Raw genomic sequence first — 16482 nt, forward strand, 5'->3', positions numbered from 1 at the left:
TCTCCTTCCATTTGGATTGAAACCATCTTACCACTCCTTTTCCCCTTTTCCCAATATATATTGACTATCAACTCGATTGGAAATTTTTATATCTATAAAGAAAAAACACCTTAGAAATCCCTTTAAATCAGGTTTTCTAAGGTGTTTATACTCATTGTTTTCAAATGATGTTCTTTATGATATGAAATTTTTATAAGCTTGATAAGAATTATTTATACTCAGTCTTATTCCACAGTTACTGACTTGGCAAGGTTACGTGGTTTGTCCACATCGAGACCACGGTGCAGGGTTGCAAAGTAAGCGACCAATTGAGTTGGTACGACCATTGAAATTGGTGAAAGGTAAGGATGTACGGTCGTAAGGATGATATCGTCTGTGCCTTTAGCAACATTTTCTTCTGCGATGGTAAGAACCTTGGCACCACGGGCTGCAACTTCCTGGATATTTCCACGAGTATGGTTGGCAAGGACTGGATCTGACAAGAGGGCCAAAACAGGTGTCCCTTCTTCAATCAAGGCAATGGTTCCATGCTTGAGTTCTCCTGCTGCAAAGCCTTCACACTGGATGTAAGAAATCTCTTTGAGTTTAAGGCTTGCTTCCATAGCTACGTAGTAATCTTGACCACGTCCGATGTAAAAGGCGTTACGAGTTGTTTCAAGAAGCTCACGAACCTTGCTATCAATCAATTCTTTTTCTGAAAGAGTTGATTCGATAGACTGAGCTACGATTGACAATTCATGAACCAGGTCAAAGGCTTGCGCTTTGGCATTGCCATTTGCTTCTCCTACTGCTTTTGCAAGAAAGGCAAGGGCTGCAATTTGTGCTGTATAGGCCTTGGTTGATGCCACGGCAATTTCAGGACCTGCATGAAGAAGCATGGTATGGTTGGCTTCACGAGAAAGAGTTGAACCTGGGACGTTTGTCACTGTCAAGCTTGGGATTCCCATTTCATTAGCCTTAACCAAAACCTGACGGCTATCCGCTGTTTCACCAGATTGGCTGATAAAAATGAAGAGTGGTTTCTTGCTGAGAAGTGGCATACCGTAGCCCCACTCAGATGAGATTCCAAGTTCAACTGGTGTATCTGTCAATTCTTCCAACATCTTCTTAGAAGCAAATCCTGCGTGGTAAGATGTTCCAGCTGCAAGGATGTAGATACGGTCTGCGTCTTGAACAGCCTGGATGATAGCTGGGTCTACTACTACTTGACCAGCCTCATCTGTGTAGGCTTGGATGAGTTTACGCATAACCGTTGGTTGCTCATCAATTTCCTTGAGCATGTAGTAAGGGTAAGTTCCCTTACCGATATCTGACAAATCAAGCTCAGCAGTGTAGCTAGCACGCTCACGACTGTTACCATCATAGTCTTGAACTTCCACGCTATCAGCCTTGACGATTACCAACTCTTGGTCATGAATTTCCATATATTGGTTGGTTTCACGAATCATAGCCATAGCATCTGAGCAGACCATGTTATAGCCTTCTCCAAGACCAATCAAAAGTGGTGATTTATTCTTAGCCACGTAGATGACTTCAGAATCTTGTGAGTCAACCAAAGCAAAAGCATAAGAACCACGAATGATGTGAAGAGCTTTTTTGAAGGCTTCAAGAACAGAGAGACCTTCTTCTTCCGCAAATTTTCCAATCAAGTGAACAGCGATTTCAGTATCTGTTTGCCCCTTGAAGTGGTGACCTGCAAGGTATTCTTCCTTGATTTCAAGGTAGTTCTCAATCACCCCATTGTGCACTAAAACAAAACGTTCAGTCTCAGAGCGATGTGGGTGAGCATTGTCCTCAGTTGGTTTCCCGTGAGTTGCCCAACGAGTATGTCCGATACCAGTTGTTCCCTCAACACCAGCTGTCTTGGCAGACAATTCTGCAATACGACCAACCGCCTTGACTAGATGGTTTTCAGCACCACCTAGGACAAAAATTCCCGCAGAATCATAGCCACGGTATTCGAGCTTTTCAAGCCCTTGAATCAAAATATCAGTTGCATTTGTGTTTCCAACAACACCAACAATTCCACACATAGTATATACGACACAGACCAGCTGTGCTTTCTCCTTAAAATTGGTATAGTCTAATTCCTCTTTTATAGAATCAGCAAAAACAGTATATACTTGTTTTTCTCACTTGTCAAGAAGAAAAATTGGTATAGTTTTTTAGCCAGTATTTTATCAGAATTTCACTTGATACCTGACAAGTCAGCATCAATTACTTATAATAAGGGGAGGAGGTATTTGCCATGTGGTTTTTCTTCGCACTTTTATCAGCTGTCTTTGCAGCCTTAACGTCAATTTTAGCCAAGATTGGGATTGAGGGAGTTCCATCCAATCTAGCAACCGCTATTCGTACGGTCGTCGTCATTCTTATGGCCTGGGCCATGGTTTTCTTGACCAATAGTCAGACCGAAATTGTCAACATCAGTAGAAAAAGTTGGCTCTTTCTCATCTTATCAGGCTTGGCCACTGGCGCCTCCTGGCTCTGCTACTACAAGGCCCTACAGATGGGCAATGCGACTGAGGTATCTGCTGTCGATAAATTTAGTCTCGTCCTTACCCTCGTTCTAGCCTTTTTCTTCCTACAGGATGTCCTGACGTTTAAAACAATCATTGGCTGCATCTTGATTACAATTGGGACCTTGGTGATGATTTTTTAATAAAAAGAGTCTGGGACAAAAAGATTTTGATTTTAGAAATTCTTTATTATAAATTTTTAAAATCGATAGATTAGACAAAAAGATGAACAAGACAGAATTCTGAGTGTCAGATAACTCGTTTTGTTCGCTTTTTATATTTAAGATTAGACTTTTGTCCCAGACTCTTTTTTATTCTTAAAATCCATTATTATCGCTAAGCTCTTTGAACCAGTGACCTGATTTTTTTATGCGGCGTTCCTGCGTTTCCAAATCAAGCTCAACCAAACCATAGCGGTTCTTGTAGCTATTGAGCCATGACCAGCAATCGATAAAGGTCCAGATTAAGTAACCTTTACAGTTAGCACCGTCTTCAATGGCGCGATGAAGCTCAGCAAGATGCCCTTTGACAAAGTCGATACGATAGTCATCTTGAATCATGCCATTCTCACGGAACTTGTCTTCCCCTTCAACACCCATGCCATTCTCTGTCAACATCCACTCAATATTACCATAATTTTCCTTGATATTTTGAGCGATATCATAAATCCCCTGCTCGTAGATTTCCCAACCGCGGTGAGGATTGATTTTACGGCCCGGCATGACGTAAGGTTCGTAGAAATGTTCAGGCAAGAGCGGGCTATCTGGATGCTTGGCAAAACGTGGCGCCATAACCCGCAAAGGTTGGTAGTAGTTCACCCCAAGGAAATCAACTGTATGTTCACGAATCAGTTCCAACTCCTCAGCTGTAGAATCTGGCAGCAAATCATGCTCAGCCATAATTTCCACCAATTCTTTTGGATAAGTTCCCAAGACAGATGGATCTAGGAAAGATTGCGCTTGGAAGAGGTCCGCAATGCGAGCGGCCTTGACATCCGCAGGATGCTGGCTACGTGGATAAGCTGGCGTCAAGTTAAGGACAATCCCAATCTTAGAATCAGGCAAAATCTCATGACAGGCCTTAACCGCAAGACTACTAGCTAGTTGCGTATGATAAGCCACCCGAACTGCTGCTTTGACATCTACCTTGTGTGGATAATGGGCATCATAAAAATAACCAAACTCAACAGGAACGATGGGCTCATTGAAGGTAATCCACTGATCTACCAAGTCACCATAGGTCTCAAAACAGAAACGAGCATAGTCTTCATAGGCCTTGATAGTTGCCTTATTTTCCCAACCATCCCCATCTTCTTGCAGGGCAAAAGGCAGGTCAAAGTGATAGAGATTGACTAAGAGACGAATGCCCTTGGCCTTAATCGCTTCAAATACCTGACGGTAGAAAGCCACACCTTGAGGATTGACTTCTCCACGACCTTGCGGGAAAATACGTGACCACTGGATAGAAGTACGAAAGGCTGTATGACCTGTTTCTACTAGAAACTCAATATCCTTTTCCCAGTTTTCGTAAAAAGTCGATGTTTTGTCTGGTCCAATCTCATTATAGTAGCGATTAGGCTCTACTTGGTACCAATAATCCCAGAGATTGTCTCCCTTTCCGTCGCCAGGCACTCTTCCTTCTGTCTGCGGTCCAGAAGTAGAGGAACCCCAGACAAAATCCTTTGGAAATTTTAGCATACTTATACCTCTTAACTTGATGATGTATTCTTCACTCTCATTATACAGAAAAAACAAGGTAAAAACTAGTCACATTTTTGCCTTGTTTTTCTTCTGATTATAGTTTTATTTCTTGCCGAGGATTTCAAGCGTTTCAAGCAAGTTGTCTGCGTGAACTTCGATGGTGTCACCAGTCGCCTTAATCTTAACTTCTACGATGCCATCAGCTGCTTTTTTCCCAACAGTGATACGGATTGGCAACCCAATCAAGTCGCTATCGCTAAACTTCACTCCGACACGTTCGTTACGGTCGTCTGTCAAGACTTCGTAACCAGCTCCCATCAAGCTTGCTTCAAGTTTCTCTGTCAAGGCTTGCGCTTCTTCGTCTTTGACATTGACAGTGATCAGGTGCACATCAAATGGTGCCAATTCTTTAGGGAAGTTAACTCCCCAAGCATAACGGTATTCCCCTTTAGGCGTTTTGTTAACAAAGAGGCGAGCGTGTTGTTCCATAACTGCCGAGAGAAGACGGCTAACACCGATACCGTAACATCCCATGATGATTGGCACAGCACGGCCATTTTCGTCCAAAACATCTGCACCCATGCTTGCTGAGTAGCGAGTTCCGAGTTTGAAAATATGACCGATTTCAATACCACGGGCAAAGTTTAGAACGCCTTGTCCGTCTGGTGAAATTTCACCCTCACGAACTTCGCGGATATCCACGTATTCTGCAGTGAAATCACGACCTGGGTTCACACCCGTCAAGTGGTAACCATCTTCGTTGGCCCCCACAACAGCATTGCGAACATCTTGTACCTTACGGTCTGCGATGATTTTGATATTCTCTGGCAAACCAACTGGACCAAGCGAACCAAATCCTGCTTGAACAACACTTGCCACTTCTTCTTCACTAGCAACATCAAAGAAATCTGCACCCAAGTGGTTTTTCAACTTGACTTCATTGAGTTGGTCATTTCCAACTAGAAGGGCTGCAACAAGCTCACCATCTGCCATGTAGAAGAGGGTTTTAATGGTTTGTTCCTGAGGAACGTTAAGGAAGGCTGCCACTTCATCGATGGATTTAACACCTGGAGTTTCGACGCGAGTCACTTCTTCTTCCGCAACGACACGGTTACTTGGTTTGTACTCGTTTGTTGCCATTTCTAAGTTAGCCGCATAGCTAGATTCACTTGAGTAGGCGATGGTGTCTTCACCAGAAACCATCCATTTGAGCAATTCTGCCTTGATTTCTTCTTGTACTTCTGCAGGAATTTCATCAAATGAGGCAACTGACTTGTCTAAGACAACCCAGCGGTCGAGGTCTGTACGGGCTGGTGTAATGGCCATAAATTCTTGGCTATCCTTACCACCCATAGCGCCACCGTCACCGATGATGGCCTTGAAGTCCAAGCCACTACGAGTGAAAATTCGTTCATAGGCCGCCTTGTACTCGTCATAAGTCACATCCAAACTATCGTAATTAGCATGGAAACTATATCCGTCTTTCATGATAAACTCACGCGTACGGAGAAGTCCGTTACGTGGACGTTTTTCATCACGGTACTTAGGTTGAATTTGGTAAAGGTTGAGTGGCAATTGCTTGTAAGACTTGACAGAGTCACGAACAATAGCTGTAAAAGTTTCTTCGTGAGTTGGACCTAGGATAAAGTCTGACTTTTCACGATTTTTCAGTTTATAAAGGTCTTCACCATAGGTTTCATAACGGCCTGATTCACGCCAAAGATCGGCACTGAGAAGGGCAGGCGCTAGCATTTCCACCGCACCAATCTTATCAAACTCTTGGCGCATGATATTCTTAGCCTTTTCAATCACACGGTTAGCGAGTGGTAGGTAAGAATAAACACCGGCAGAAACTTGACGAACATAACCAGCACGCAACATAAGGGCGTGGCTGATAACTTGAGCATCGCTTGGCATCTCGCGAAGCGTTGGGATTAGCATTTTACTTTGTTTCATAATATTCCTCGATTATCTAAAAGAAGAGTCGCATAATGTCATTCCAGGTCACAGCTAGCATCAAAACAACCATGATAACTACACCAGCCATGGTGACATAGGTTTCAATTTCTTGTTTAAGGGGTTTCCGGCGGATAGCCTCTAGGATATTGAGCACAATCTTTCCACCATCCAAAGCCGGGATCGGAATCAAGTTAAAAATCCCGATATTGATGGAAATCATAGCTAGGAAGTAGAGGACATTCTCAATTCCATTTTTAGCAGCATCGCTACTTGCCTTAAAAATGGCAACGGGACCGCCGAGTTTGTTCAAATCTGGATGGAAAATCAAGTTTTTCAGAGCCGAAAGGATACGGAGCCCTGAGTCAGCAGCGGTTGTAAATCCACCAACAAACATGGATAGAAAGTCTGACTTGACTCCCGGTTGAACCCCAAGAATATAACGTCCTTGATTTTCTTCTGGAGTCACAGTGACTTGTTTTTCGCTACCATTTTCAGAAATGGTCACATCCAAGGTCGGGGCAGTCTTGTCCTTGGTATCTGCTTCCACAGCCTGGGTCAAGTCTTGCCAATTCTTAACCTCGTGAGAGCCGACCTTGGTAATTTGAGCGGTCTCAGCTACACCCACCTTAGCCAAAGCGCCCTCTGGCATGACGTGAAAGAGATTGGTCTGAGTATCTCTAACACCGCCTTGCAAAAAGATCAAGATCCAAAAAACAACAACACCTAAGATAAAGTTATTCATAGGACCCGCAAAGTTGGTGATGAGCTTGCCCCAGATAGAAGCATTTTGATACTGTACATCCAGAGGAGCGATGCGTACTTCAGTACCATCCGCCTCAACAACTGTTGCATCGTGATCCACAGCAATGGTCTTTTCTTCTTCCAAGACCAAGCCTTTAATGAAGAGCTTATCTTCGAAATCAAACTGGGTTACCTGCATAGGGAGAGCTGTTTGATCCAGCTTCTTCCCTGAGAGGTTGATTCGTTTGACCTTACCATCATCAGCAAGCGTTAAACTGACCGGGGTTCCTGTCTTGATTTCCGTCGCATCATCGCCCCAACCAGCCATACGAACATATCCTCCTAAAGGAAGGATCCGAATGGTATAAGCAGTGCCATCCTTACCGATATGGGCAAAAATCTTGGGGCCCATACCAATAGCAAATTCACGAACTAAAATGCCTGATTTCTTGGCAAAATAAAAATGTCCAAACTCATGCACCACCACGATAATCCCAAAAACTAGGATAAAGGTTAGCAATCCAATCATTCAATATTCCTTTCTTTAGAAGAGGCCAAACAAGTGCATGATAGGAAAGACAACTAGCATACTATCAAAACGATCCAACACCCCACCATGTCCCGGGATAAATTTCCCAGAATCCTTGACACCGAAATGGCGTTTCATGGCACTCTCAATCAAGTCACCAAACTGACCTGCCACACTGAAGAAGACGGCAAAGAGGCCCATTCTATAAATCCCATAAGGGAGAGCAACTGTGCTATCTACTAGCATGAAGATTGCTGTTACCAGTACCGCACCTAGAATACCACCGATAAAGCCCTCAATGCTCTTATTGGGAGAAACTCTTGGTGCCAACTTATGCTTGCCAAAATTCACCCCCGTCAGATAAGCTGCACTATCTGTCGCCCAAACGATAAAGAGAGCCAGAAGAACCTTATCAAATCCAGCTATACGAGCATCTAGTAAGGCGTTAAAGCCAAAACCAACATAAAAGCTCATCGCAATCGGGAAAACGGCATCTTCAATCGTATAGTTTTTGCTGAATACCGTTGTTCCTAAAAGAATAAACACCAAAACACTATAAGCCACAACATTGCCGTCCACGGGTAAGAAAGTCAAGTAATTTTCCAGTGGAATCGTCAAGACAAAGGTAGCAAAGAGGGTCAAGACCCCCTCGATGGTCATGGTCTTTAGCCCCTTCATCTGCAAGAGTTCATGGACAGCCAGCATCGCTAACAAACCAATCCCTATCTGCAACAAGAGTCCTCCCACAAATAAGACTGGAAGGAAAATAGCCAGAGCCAATACCGCAAACAATGTTCTCTTTTGTAAATCTTGGGTCATATCTTCTCCTAAACTCCTCCAAATCGGCGATTCCGACGATTATAGGCTGTAATAGCCTCCTTCAAAGAGGCTTCATCAAAATCGGGCCACAAGGTATCCGTAAAGTAAAGCTCGCTATAGGCTGCTTGCCATGGCAAGAAATTACTCAAACGCAACTCACCACTCGTACGGATAATCAAATCAGGATCTCGCAAATCCTTTGGCAGGCGTTGTGTGAAAAGATAATCCCCTATCATATCTTCTGTAATATCACCAGGATTGATTTTGGCATCTAGAACTTCCTGAGCCAAGCTCTTAAAAGCCTGCGTAATTTCAGCACGACCACCATAGTTAAGCGCAAAATTGAGAATCAAGCCTGTATTGTTCTTGGTCAATTCCTCTGCTTTTTTCAAAGCTTCAAAAGTCGGCTTAGGCAGACGGTCTGTCTCCCCAATCATCTGAATCTTAACCTTATTTGCATGTAATTCCGGGACGTAGTTGTCATAAAACTCGACTGGCAAGTTCATGATAAACTTGACTTCTTGATCTGGGCGTGTCCAATTTTCCGTTGAAAAGGCATAGACTGTGATGACCTTAACTCCCATCTTATTAGCTGCCTTGGTCACCTTTTGGAGGGCTTCCATCCCTGCCTTATGACCAAAAACCCGTGGTTGCATCCGTTTTTTAGCCCAGCGACCATTTCCATCCATGATGATGCCAATGTGAGCAGGAACCTGTGTTGGAACCTCAACTTCTACAGCTTTATCTTTCTTAAAAAATCCAAACATGTTCTTATTCCTATTCAAAAATCTATCGTTTCATTATACCATATTTCCCTATTTTCTTCTATTGCTAAGTTACTATCATTACTTGTAAGTAACAAAAAATAAGCCGCCTGATTGGGCGACTTTATTTTATAGGGAGATTATTATGAAAAAGTTTTAGGAGTTTAAGTTAAGTTTTTCTTAACTTATGGGTTTAGTATACACCTCCTAGCTTAAATTTTTCTTAAGTTTTTTGAGAAAGTGAGATTTTTCCATTTTTCTTGCCAATTTTTCTTGGACAAGCGTTCTTGATAGAGCTTCATTCGGTCCTCATTCTCTAAAAAATGAGGAGTTGGGGAAATCTGAAAGTTCAAAATATCCTCTAAACCATAGGGCGCAAAGAGCTCTAAAGTTGCATCAGCATGCAAGCGAAGACCTATCGCCGTACACTGTTCCGGATATTTACTCATGGCATCACAAGAACTCGTGTAAGGCACAGTGTGGGGACTGTGCAGATGCATATAGACCTGATTTTTCAACTCCCAATGATATTGAGGGAAATCTTCTCTCAGCTTTTTCTCTAGGGATACTGTTTCCTCATAAGAAACATCTGGATCAAAGAAAATCACATCCACATCCGTTTCATGATCAAAAGGGGATTTGTCTGACAAGAGATTCCAGATGAAATTCCTGACAGAACCTGCTGCCAACCAAGAGTCTTTCAGACCAAGGTTACGAATGATGGTCAGAATGGCCATAATATCTGGATCTTTTCTAAAAACCTCTAGAATATCTTGCTCATTTTTCACTGTATTCATAGCCTAAATGCTCATATGCCTTAGCAGTCGCTACCCGTCCAGAACGAGTTCGCATGATGAAACCTTTCTGAATCAGGTAAGGTTCGTACATATCTTCGACCGTCTCACGCTCCTCGGCAATATTAACAGAAAGAGTTCCTAAACCGATAGGACCGCCACCATACATCTCAATCATGGTCCGAAGGATTTTTTGGTCCACATAGTCCAAACCTTCATGGTCTACATCTAGCATGGTCAAAGCCTTATCTGTAATAACATCATCAATTAAGCCATCTCCCATAATCTGGGCAAAGTCGCGCACGCGCTTGAGGAGACGATTGGCGATACGAGGAGTTCCACGACTGCGTAAGGCCAACTCTGAAGCTGCCTCATGAGTGATTTCCATCTCAAAAATATCTGCTGTTCGTTCAACAATTTCCGTCAAGTCAGCGTGGGCATAGTATTCCATATGACCTGTAATCCCAAAACGTGCCCGCAGAGGATTTGAGAGCATCCCCGCACGTGTCGTAGCCCCAATCAAGGTAAAAGGCGGCAAGTCCAAATGGACACTGCGACTGCCCTCTCCAGCCCCAATCATGATATCAATATAGAAGTCCTCCATGGCACTATAGAGCACCTCTTCCACCGACATGGGCAAGCGATGAATCTCGTCAATAAAGAGAACGTCTCCAGGCTCCAAATCATTCAAAATCGCTACCAGATCACCCGCTTTTTCAATGACAGGACCAGACGTTTGCTTGAGATTGACTCCCAGTTCATTGGCAATGACAAAGGCCATGGTCGTTTTCCCCAAACCTGGAGGCCCAAATAAGAGTACATGATCCAGTGCTTCATCCCGCATTTTGGCAGCTTCGATAAAGATTTGAAGCTGATCCTTGACCTTATCCTGACCGATATATTCACGTAAATACTGGGGACGGAGGGTACGTTCTACCAACTCCTCATCCCCCATGATTTCATTATCTAAAATTCTACTCATGGCTCTATTATATCAAAAATCCAAGCCACAAACAAAAAAGCCACCTGATTGGGTGGCCTCTTTAGGGAGATTATTATGAAAAAGAAAGGATTAGGATTTCATTAAATAAAGTTAGGAGGTCTTTATTTAATAACTATATGATACAAGAGGAGACTTAAAATTACCTTAATTATTAAATCAATCACTAACAATTTTCTTTAACAGCTGTTTGACCTGCAATACGTCCAAAAGTAAAGATATCCGTAAGCGAATTTCCTCCTAGACGGTTACCTGCATGGAGTCCACCTGCGACTTCTCCGGCAGCATACAAACCAGGGATAATCTGACCGTTTTCATTCAAAACGTGTGTTGAAGTATCAATCTTGAGTCCACCCATTGTATGGTGAACGGCCGGTTTTCTCGGTGTTGCGTAAAATGGCGCAACCTCACACTTGAGATCAAAACTACCTTTATTAAATTCAGGATCAAAACCTGCATCTACATAGGAATTGTAATTCTTAATCGTTTCCACTAGAACTTGTGGATCCATACCAATCTGAACAGCCAACTCTTCTATCGTATCTGCACGGTAGAGAGTGCCTGCTTTGACTTGGGCATCGATTTTTTCTTGGCTAGTGTTGTAGGCTGTTGCCTTGATGCGGTCATCCGCAATCAAGTAGAACAAGCCTCCATTATCAATCGCTGCTTGAGATAGCTTGTCTCGGCTACCGTACTCATCTACAAATCGCTTCCCTTGAGTATTTACCATGATGAAGTTTGCTGGAGGAACTTGAAGTCCTGAGAAGAGGGCTCCTGTTACTGGATCGGATACTGGCATCATTTGACTAAAGCCCATACCCACCAAATCTGCACCTACACTTTGCCCTAAAAGAATACCATCTCCTGTTACAGCTGGTGTATTAGATGTGGCAATATCATCTGCAATTTCAGTCCAGTAGGTATTGTATTTTTGTAGCATCTTGGTATTGGCACCAAATCCTCCAGAAGCTAGAACAACAGCATCTGCATTGACAATGATGGTCTGACCGTTTCGACCTTCTGCTCTGACACCCTTGACAGCCCCGTCTTTTACAAGCAATTCTTTAACTGGAGAATCTGTCAAAATCTTGCCACCATGTTCTAGAACATATTTTTGTAGGACAGATATAAAGGCATACCCCATTGGTTGAACCGGCTTATGGCCACGACGCCAAAGGGCTCCAACTGGCATTGTCACTTCGCTACGAACAAATTCAACGCCGATGTCTTCCAACCAACGAACAGACTCTAGGGCCCGTTCGGTTAAAACAGATACTAAATCGTATTGGCCATGAATTTCATTTCCTTGTAAATCTTTTCGTTTCCCACCGATATAGGTTTGGATACGGTAAAGTAATGTAGAGTCAAACAAATAGCTTGGATTCTGCAAATACTGCTCAACCTCAACTTTCAAGGCTCTAAAGTCCTCTAGATATTCTGGGTCAATCGTTGATTCATCTATCGCAATCAATTCTTGAAGCGTATGTGCCTCACCTGGATGAGCTGCGAAGGTTCCTTGCCATGCTGGATCTGGTGCATTCATTGGACCACCTGCACGAACAGTATTCCCTCCAATTGCTGGGAATTTCTCTACCACAATTGGTCTCTTACCAGCTTGTAAGACTGCAGCAGCTGCAGCTAAACCAGCTCCTCCACCTCCAACAATGACAACGTCTGCCTGATAGGTTTTATCTTCTTTATCTAAGGCGGATGGTGCTTTTGAACGCTTGCGTAAAACATCTGGATTTGCACCAGCTTTTTTGACCGCACGCGCAACTCCGTCCAAGACACCATTTGAAGTCACAGAAGCTCCTGACACCGCATCAACGTTTAAGGTTTGTCCCTCAATGATTTCTGCTGGGATACGGGTAAAGACAACATCTGCGATTCCTGAAGATTCTCCAGAAGAATCGATTTCAATTTTTTCAATACGGCCCTCAGAAACCGTGACATCCATCGGTAATTTACCATTATGACCTTCCGTTGTAACGTGATAAGTTCCTGGCTCAAAGCGTATTTCTTCAGGAAGATTTAGTTGGTTTGCAACGGATACAAAGCGAAGGAAGCGATAAAAACAACTATCTAGGAAATCTACAGTTCGCTCCTCAATTAAATTTCCATTATCATCAAATGCTCGATGAGCTCGACCAAGTAAAAACTCACTACCTGGCATAACTGTTGCATTTACTCCAGGAGCATCAAGAATCTGACGAAGATGAAGTTGGGCACGTGAAGAACCTTGAATATCATAGGAAGCTCCTACAATCATTGTCGGCTTTCCGTCTAGTGGATGAATGTTAAAAGACAACCACTCGAGCAAGCTATTCAAACTTGATGGAATCGTATGGTTGTGCTCGGGTGTCGAGATAATGACACCATCAGCTTCTGAAATAGCTTGATTAAACTTCTGAATAATAGGTGTATCTGTTTGATCATCTGTTTCATTGAACATCGGTACATCTGTTATTTCTAAAATCTCAATATCCGCTTTCTGAGCAAAATGTCTTTTCATAAATTGCAACAGGTTGCGATTATAGGATTTTTTTGCATTAGTCCCAACAATAGCTACTAATTTCATTGACTCTTCTCCTTTCATTAATTCCCTAGGCTTTTAACCATTCTTCCCAGATGAATGATTTTTTACGATCTGTATCTTCTGGTTTTACTAAAGCTTTTGTTAGTTCAACAAAATTTTGAAACTCTGAAAAATGTTCTTCTAGTTCTGCAACCTTTTCAGGATTGTTCAAATGACACTCATCATCTAGTACTTGCTCAGAATGACCTAGAAAGAACTCTGTACCAGGCATAACTCTCGCTTTAAGCTCCGGCGCATCTAAAATCTGACGTAAATGTGCCTGCGCTCTAGATGTTCCTAGCAAGCCGAGAGAAGCACCGACAATCATAGTTGGTTTATTGATTAAGGCACGACTGGTATAAGCAATCCACTCCAAAGCAGAGGACAAAGGTGCTGGTATTGTGTGATCGTACTCAGGTGTTGAAATAATCACACCATCTGCAGCAAGAATTTTTTCTGAAAAAGCTTGAACCTCAACTGGCGCTTGCTTGTCCTCAGGTTCGTTAAATGCTGGCAATTGTTTGATTTCCAATACCTCAATGTCGGCCTTATCCGAAAAGTGCTTTTGCATAAATTTCAAGAGTTTCCGATTGGTTGAGCGATCCGAATTGGTTCCAACGATAGCAACTAGTTTCATCTTGGTACCCCTTTCATTTATTTAATCTACTTTCATTATACTACTTTAGAAAATCTTGTAAATCCTTAATAATAAAGACCGTGTTATTCTATCAGATTATCGTACTTTAGTATAAGCTCGTGAAAAAATTAACAAAATATCTTCATAAACTATTGACCACCTTCCTTAACTATGATATATTTTTGATGAAAAAATATACATTTAAGGAGGATGTTTTTATGAAAGAGACATTCAATCGTTGGCGGATTCTAGTCGCGTCTACAGCCATTCTTCTTTGCACAGGTGCCGTCTATTCCTTTTCTGTTTTTGCCGGACCACTTAGCAACTCAACAGGCTGGTCCATGTCTGATATTATGTTAGCATTTGCTATCAACTCTGCAATCGGCCCTATCCCCATGATTCTCGGAGGTTATTTAGTTGATAAAGGATATGTAAAATGGACCATTGCCCTCGGCGCTCTCCTATTTGCTAGCGGATTTTACTTAACCGGCTATGCCAATTCACCATCCATGCTTTATTTGACCTATGGATTAATGGCCGGGCTTGGTCAAGGTTTTGCCTATTCAGGCGCCCTCTCCAATTCACTTCGCCTCTTCCCTGATAAACGTGGCTTGGCCTCTGGAATTCTGACAGGCGGCATGGGATTTGCCGCAGTCATCGCTTCTCCAGTCGCAAGCAATCTCATTCAAAAACAAGATGCCTTCTTTACTTTTCGTACAATTGGGCTAGTCTATATTGTTGTTATCATCTGTGCAATTTTCTTTATCAAGGCAGCTCCAAGCGGCTACCAACCAGCAGGCTGGAAAGCTCCTATCCCAACCAAGCAAGGACCTACTAATAAAAACTGGAAACAAATGCTACAAAGTCCTCTGTTTTACATTATCATTAGCATGTTCTTTGTCGGCGCCTTTTCTGGTTTGATGATTGCCTCTCAGGCATCACCAATCGGTCAATCAATGTTTGGACTCTCTGCTGGTACTGCAGCTCTCTATGTCTCTCTTTATTCAATCGCAAACTCTAGTGGTCGTTTTATCTGGGGATCACTTTCTGATAAAATTGGCCGTTCAAAGACCCTATTGATTATCTATTCTGTCATTGTCCTAGCTTTATTCTCCCTAACAATCGTTCCTGGTCAATTCGGGTTTACCTTAGGAATTATTGGGCTTGGTATCTGCTTTGGTGGTGTTATGGGGGTCTTCCCATCTATCGTCATGGAAAATTACGGTCCTGCAAATCAAGGGGTCAACTACGGTATCGTCTTCACTGGATATTCTTTAGCAGCATTTTTCGCTCCCAAAGTCGCTGTTCAAATGGCAATGGCTAATGATGGAAATTATAGTGTAGCTTTTTATGTGGCTATCGCTCTCGCAGCTGTTGGGCTTCTCCTTAACCTCCTCTATATGAAGAAAAAAGGCTAAAAAAAGAGAACTTCCTATATAAGGAAGTTTTTTTGGTATAATAAACGTAGTAATAGTATATTGGGAGGAGTTACCATGGCAGACCGTTCACATTTCTTACGAGATAACCCATCTGACTTCCCATATGATTTTGAAAAACAAATCCTATCCAAGCAATCTTCTAATACAATTTATCATTGGCATCCTGAATTCGAGATAATCTATGTCAAAAAAGGAACTGCTACCTTCTATATCAACTCTGAGCGCTTTGAAAGTCATGAAGGTGATATTTTTCTAATTCAGCCAACGTCTCCTCACGCTATCTACCCTATTGAAAATCAAGAACAAATTTCAGCAGTTTTTCGTATCCATTTAGATTTCCTAGGTAGAAGTCAAATTGACAGCTTTAGCCAACGCTATATCCAACCCCTCCACTCTGGTCACTTTTGCCTCACTCCTCAAATATCACCAGGCAATAAGGCCTATGATCAAATTCAATCCTGCCTTCTTTCCCTCTTTTCTATCCTTGAAGAAAAAGGCATATACTACGATCTACTCATAAAATCTAAACTATACGAATTGCTTCATCTTCTCTTTAAGTATAGATACGTCAATCGACACTATACAGATGATACCTACCAAAAATACCAAAAACTAAAAGAAGTGATTTGCTACCTTGAACAGCACTACTCAGAACCCATTCATATTGAGCAACTGGCTGCAACATTTGGATATAGTAAAAATCACTTTATGAGTATTTTCAAGCAACATACTGGAGCCAGTTGTATGGACTACCTGCTCCAGTTACGTCTTGAGAAATCCTGTGAGAAACTCGTCCAAACCAACCTCAGCATTCAAGAAATTGCAAGCCAAGTCGGTTTCACCAACCTTTCAAACTTCAACCGTCAATTTAAGCAGCACTATCACTTAACACCTAGACAGTATCGAAACCAACAACTTAAAAATAAAACATGATTCTTTCTCCTTAGTCTTTCTCTAAGGAGTTTTTTCAAACAAAAAAGTCACCTGATTGGGTGACTTCTTTAGG

13 protein-coding genes are annotated in these 16482 nt (G+C 42.4%); 3 read left to right on the forward strand and 10 right to left on the reverse strand.

Features of this window, described 5'->3' with window-relative positions:
* Positions 1–224: 224 nt before the first annotated feature.
* Positions 225–2033 carry a glutamine--fructose-6-phosphate transaminase (isomerizing) gene (gene glmS, locus GOM47_RS08420; protein ID WP_235080522.1) on the reverse strand — a complete coding sequence of 603 codons (1809 nt, stop codon included), beginning with the start codon at positions 2031–2033 and terminating at the stop codon, positions 225–227.
* Positions 2034–2248: 215 nt separating this feature from the next.
* Between glmS and GOM47_RS08425 the strand changes: the two genes are divergently transcribed.
* On the forward strand, positions 2249–2662 hold the full coding sequence (locus tag GOM47_RS08425; RefSeq protein ID WP_235080523.1) for an EamA family transporter: 414 nt from the start codon (positions 2249–2251) through the stop codon (positions 2660–2662).
* A 174-nt stretch (positions 2663–2836) separates the two neighbouring features.
* On the opposite strand, the gene GOM47_RS08430 is transcribed toward GOM47_RS08425, so the two are convergent.
* From GOM47_RS08430 to GOM47_RS08470, 9 genes are all read right to left on the reverse strand, one after another.
* Positions 2837–4216 (reverse strand): glycoside hydrolase family 1 protein, encoded by a 1380-nt coding sequence (locus GOM47_RS08430; RefSeq protein WP_235080524.1) that lies wholly within the window; start codon positions 4214–4216, stop codon positions 2837–2839.
* 105 nt (positions 4217–4321) lie between these two features.
* Positions 4322–6175, reverse strand: a complete 1854-nt coding sequence (locus GOM47_RS08435; RefSeq protein ID WP_235080525.1) for a proline--tRNA ligase — start codon at positions 6173–6175, stop codon at positions 4322–4324.
* Between the two features lie 16 nt (positions 6176–6191).
* Positions 6192–7448, reverse strand: coding sequence for an RIP metalloprotease RseP (gene rseP, locus GOM47_RS08440; protein ID WP_235080526.1), 1257 nt, complete (start codon positions 7446–7448; stop codon positions 6192–6194).
* A 15-nt stretch (positions 7449–7463) separates the two neighbouring features.
* Entirely contained in the window at positions 7464–8267 is an 804-nt protein-coding gene (locus tag GOM47_RS08445; protein WP_235080527.1) for a phosphatidate cytidylyltransferase, read from the reverse strand.
* 8 nt (positions 8268–8275) lie between these two features.
* Entirely contained in the window at positions 8276–9034 is a 759-nt protein-coding gene (locus tag GOM47_RS08450; protein WP_235080528.1) for an isoprenyl transferase, read from the reverse strand.
* A gap of 209 nt (positions 9035–9243) precedes the next feature.
* Positions 9244–9828, reverse strand: a complete 585-nt coding sequence (locus tag GOM47_RS08455; RefSeq protein WP_235080529.1) for a nucleotidyltransferase family protein — start codon at positions 9826–9828, stop codon at positions 9244–9246.
* Positions 9809–10807, reverse strand: a complete 999-nt coding sequence (ruvB, locus tag GOM47_RS08460; RefSeq protein WP_321159574.1) for a Holliday junction branch migration DNA helicase RuvB — start codon at positions 10805–10807, stop codon at positions 9809–9811. The genes GOM47_RS08455 and ruvB overlap by 20 nt, the downstream gene beginning before the upstream one ends.
* Before the next feature lie 184 nt (positions 10808–10991).
* Positions 10992–13403: a flavocytochrome c gene (locus GOM47_RS08465; RefSeq protein ID WP_235080530.1), complete on the reverse strand. Its 2412-nt coding sequence runs from the start codon at positions 13401–13403 to the stop codon at positions 10992–10994.
* Between the two features lie 25 nt (positions 13404–13428).
* Entirely contained in the window at positions 13429–14037 is a 609-nt protein-coding gene (locus tag GOM47_RS08470) for an NADPH-dependent FMN reductase (protein WP_000779603.1), read from the reverse strand.
* A gap of 218 nt (positions 14038–14255) precedes the next feature.
* Between GOM47_RS08470 and GOM47_RS08475 the strand changes: the two genes are divergently transcribed.
* Both GOM47_RS08475 and GOM47_RS08480 read left to right on the forward strand, forming a co-directional pair.
* Positions 14256–15455, forward strand: a complete 1200-nt coding sequence (locus GOM47_RS08475) for an OFA family MFS transporter (protein ID WP_235080531.1) — start codon at positions 14256–14258, stop codon at positions 15453–15455.
* A 75-nt stretch (positions 15456–15530) separates the two neighbouring features.
* Positions 15531–16409 (forward strand): AraC family transcriptional regulator, encoded by an 879-nt coding sequence (locus tag GOM47_RS08480; RefSeq protein WP_235080532.1) that lies wholly within the window; start codon positions 15531–15533, stop codon positions 16407–16409.
* The last annotated feature ends 73 nt before the right edge of the window (positions 16410–16482 follow it).

It is taken from the genome of Streptococcus oralis, assembly GCF_021497945.1.
GTDB classification, from domain to species: Bacteria; Bacillota; Bacilli; order Lactobacillales; family Streptococcaceae; genus Streptococcus; species Streptococcus oralis_BR.

Excerpts from the sequence above, each read along its gene's own strand:
- GOM47_RS08465 (WP_235080530.1), bottom strand. The coding sequence starts at position 13,403 with ATGAAATTAGTAGCTATTGTTGGGACTAATGCAAAAAAATCCTATAAT.
- GOM47_RS08470 (WP_000779603.1), bottom strand. The coding sequence starts at position 14,037 with ATGAAACTAGTTGCTATCGTTGGAACCAATTCGGATCGCTCAACCAAT.
- GOM47_RS08445 (WP_235080527.1), bottom strand. The coding sequence starts at position 8,267 with ATGACCCAAGATTTACAAAAGAGAACATTGTTTGCGGTATTGGCTCTG.
- glmS (WP_235080522.1), bottom strand. The coding sequence starts at position 2,033 with ATGTGTGGAATTGTTGGTGTTGTTGGAAACACAAATGCAACTGATATT.
- GOM47_RS08430 (WP_235080524.1), bottom strand. The coding sequence starts at position 4,216 with ATGCTAAAATTTCCAAAGGATTTTGTCTGGGGTTCCTCTACTTCTGGA.
- rseP (WP_235080526.1), bottom strand. The coding sequence starts at position 7,448 with ATGATTGGATTGCTAACCTTTATCCTAGTTTTTGGGATTATCGTGGTG.
- GOM47_RS08435 (WP_235080525.1), bottom strand. The coding sequence starts at position 6,175 with ATGAAACAAAGTAAAATGCTAATCCCAACGCTTCGCGAGATGCCAAGC.
- GOM47_RS08450 (WP_235080528.1), bottom strand. The coding sequence starts at position 9,034 with ATGTTTGGATTTTTTAAGAAAGATAAAGCTGTAGAAGTTGAGGTTCCA.
- GOM47_RS08475 (WP_235080531.1), top strand. The coding sequence starts at position 14,256 with ATGAAAGAGACATTCAATCGTTGGCGGATTCTAGTCGCGTCTACAGCC.
- GOM47_RS08455 (WP_235080529.1), bottom strand. The coding sequence starts at position 9,828 with ATGAATACAGTGAAAAATGAGCAAGATATTCTAGAGGTTTTTAGAAAA.
- ruvB (WP_321159574.1), bottom strand. The coding sequence starts at position 10,807 with ATGAGTAGAATTTTAGATAATGAAATCATGGGGGATGAGGAGTTGGTA.
- GOM47_RS08480 (WP_235080532.1), top strand. The coding sequence starts at position 15,531 with ATGGCAGACCGTTCACATTTCTTACGAGATAACCCATCTGACTTCCCA.
- GOM47_RS08425 (WP_235080523.1), top strand. The coding sequence starts at position 2,249 with ATGTGGTTTTTCTTCGCACTTTTATCAGCTGTCTTTGCAGCCTTAACG.